The 2,464-nt window shown below is 71.1% G+C and carries 4 protein-coding genes; all 4 read right to left on the reverse strand.

From position 1 onward, the window contains the following. The coding region (locus tag A3728_RS11865; RefSeq protein WP_067923839.1) for a periplasmic heavy metal sensor at positions 1-515 on the reverse strand (515 nt) is incomplete at its 3' end. Then, entirely contained in the window at positions 512-919 is a 408-nt protein-coding gene (locus A3728_RS11870; RefSeq protein ID WP_082857993.1) for a hypothetical protein, read from the reverse strand. The genes A3728_RS11865 and A3728_RS11870, both read right to left, overlap by 4 nt. Further along, positions 912-1,505, reverse strand: a complete 594-nt coding sequence (locus A3728_RS11875) for an RNA polymerase sigma factor (RefSeq protein WP_067923842.1) — start codon at positions 1,503-1,505, stop codon at positions 912-914. Before A3728_RS11875 ends, A3728_RS11870 begins: the two co-directional genes overlap by 8 nt. Before the next feature lie 50 nt (positions 1,506-1,555). Continuing rightward, on the reverse strand, positions 1,556-2,101 hold the full coding sequence (locus tag A3728_RS11880) for an EF-hand domain-containing protein (protein WP_082850999.1): 546 nt from the start codon (positions 2,099-2,101) through the stop codon (positions 1,556-1,558). Positions 2,102-2,464: the final 363 nt, after the last annotated feature.

Here is a 2,464-nt window from a genome sequence, read left to right on the forward strand (position 1 = left end):
GGGCGGCCCCCCCGCCCCGGGTGATGGCGCGGGGCGCTCAGCGCCTCTTCGATCCGGTCGGCGAAAGCGGCGCGTGCCGGGGCGTCCATCATCCGCACCCGGTCAAGCCAGAGCGTCTGCGCGCGGTCCTGCACCGTCATCACCGTGTCGCGCTGCCGGGCCAGCGCGGCCCGCAGCACATCGGCATCGAACGGCTCGGCCCGCAGGGCGGAAAGCACATCGGCATAGGCCGCACGCCGCGCGGCGCGGGACTGGCGGCGCCCCGCCTCGCCTTCGCGCAGGGCGTCATGCAGGGCGCGGCGGTCCTGCACCGGCAGCGCCTGCACATAAGGGAGCGCATAGCTGCCCAGACCGGGGGGCGCGCCGCGCATCCGCAGACCGTCAGGCCCCGCGTGACGCCAGAGCATCCCCGCCACCGCCCCGAGGATCAGCAGGTTCACCGCGAGCGACAGGACCAGTGCGATGCGCAGGCCCCGCCCCGGGGAGCGTTTCGGGGGGATCGGGTTCGCCGTCATCCTTCCGCCTCCGCCATGGTCCAGCCGAAGCCGTCTTCGGGCAGGGCCGCATTCACATCTTCTGCCGCGCCGGTCAGGGGCGACAGGCTGTCATCCAGCGCGTCCAGCGCGGCGGGCGGCGCGAAGCCGATCCAGAAGCCCAGCACAGCACTGGTGGCCAGCCCGCCGATGCCGGGCGCCCCACCCAAAAGCCGCCACCAGCCGCGCAGCCTGCCCCCCGCCCCGGTTACGGCACCCCGCGCCGGGGTCTGCAGGGCGCGGGCGTCCGCCTCGATCCGGGCCAGCAGGGTGCGGGAGGGGGCAGGCGGGCTGCGCCGGGCTTCGTCAAAAAGCGCCTCCAGCCCGGCTTCGGCCCCGGCGTCCTCTGCCCCATTGTCCGACTTGTTCCGGTCACGCTCAGTCATCTTCGTACCCCAGTTCGTCCCTGCGCCCGGCGAGTGCGGCCTTCAGCGCGCGTTTGCCCCGCGCCGTCAGGCTTTCCACCGCTTCGATCCCGATCTGCAGCACCTGCGCGATCTCCACATTGCCCAGCCCGTCGATATGGCGCAACACCACCGCCTGTCTTTGCCGCGCGGGCAGCGTGTTGAGCGCCTGCTGCAACGCGGCATCGCGGGCCTGCGCCTGCAGCAGCGCCTCCGGCCCCGGTGCGGGATCGGATGGTTCGGCCACGGCCTCCAACGGGGTCGCGGGCCGCCTGCGCAGCCGGTCCGTGCAGAGGTTGGCGACCACCCGGTAGGCCCAGGTGGAAACCTGCGCCTCGCCGCGCCGCCAATCGGGTGCGATCCGCCAGAGGCGCAGCATCGCCTCCTGCGTGACATCCTCGGCCTCGGCGGTGTCGCCCAGCACCCGCACCGCGTGGGCATAGAGCCGGGGCGTCAGCCGCGCACTCAGAAGCCGGGCCGCGGCGGCGTCGCCCGCGGCGTAGCGTGCCAGCAAATCGGCATCCGCCTCGGCCTGCGCTGCGTCGGTCCGGTTCTGCATGGCATCCATCGCTAAGGTCCGGCGCCGCGCCGCGCAAGCCGCGGGGCGCCGGACCAGCCTCAATCCGCCTGATGCCGGCGGCCATGGCCCGCGCCCTTGGCATGGCCTTGGGCGAATTCCTCTGCCGTGACAGCACCGTCGGCATTGGCATCCAATCGGCCAAAGAGGCGTGCGGGATCGTGGCGCGACAGCAGTTCGGCCCTGGACAGGCGGGCATCATTGTCGGTATCGAGCCTTTCGATCATACGCCCGGCCCGGTGATCGGCCTTGCCCTTCTTGCCCTTGGCCAGTTCGGCGGCGTCGAGCTTGCCGTCCCCGTCGCTGTCGAGCCGTTCCAGCATGCGTTTGCCGTGATCTTCGCGGTGGGCGTGCTGCGCCGCGCGCAGTTCATCCGCTGTCAGGAAACCGTCGCCGTCGGCATCGGCACTGGCAAAGCGCGCCTCTGCATGGGCCTCCAGCTCCGCCCTTGTGAGGCTGCCGTTGCCGTCCGCGTCGAGCGTGGCGAAAAACGCCGCCCGGTCCGGTCCCTGCGCCAGCGTGGCCCCCGCGCCCAGCACCAGAAGCGCGCTGAGAGTGGCGATGCGGATATTTGCCTGATGTTTCATGTCATACTCCGTTTTCATTGACGCCGCGCCTTTCTGCGTGGCGATACCCGGTCAAACGGAAGACCGGGGATTTTCCGTCGAAATTTTTTCGCTGCCGGATGAAGCGCGCGCCCGGCGGCGAACCGGCCTGTCCGAAAAATGCGGGCACCCTGCCTGCTTTGACCACGGCACCGGCGGGAATTTGCGACATGGCGCCGCAATCGCGTCCTCCCGCCTTTCAATCGGGGCCGTTTGTGCGCATCTAGAACTCCAAGCAGGAAAGCGCCCTATGCAGCAACACGCCCCCACCCCGGACCCCGCCGCAGCGGCCGATACCTCGGGCGAACGCGCCCGCTGGCCCGCGATCTTCCGGGGCTGGCGCAA

The sequence above is a fragment of the Sulfitobacter sp. HI0040 genome, assembly GCF_001634885.1.
Classification (GTDB): Bacteria; Pseudomonadota; Alphaproteobacteria; order Rhodobacterales; family Rhodobacteraceae; genus Sulfitobacter.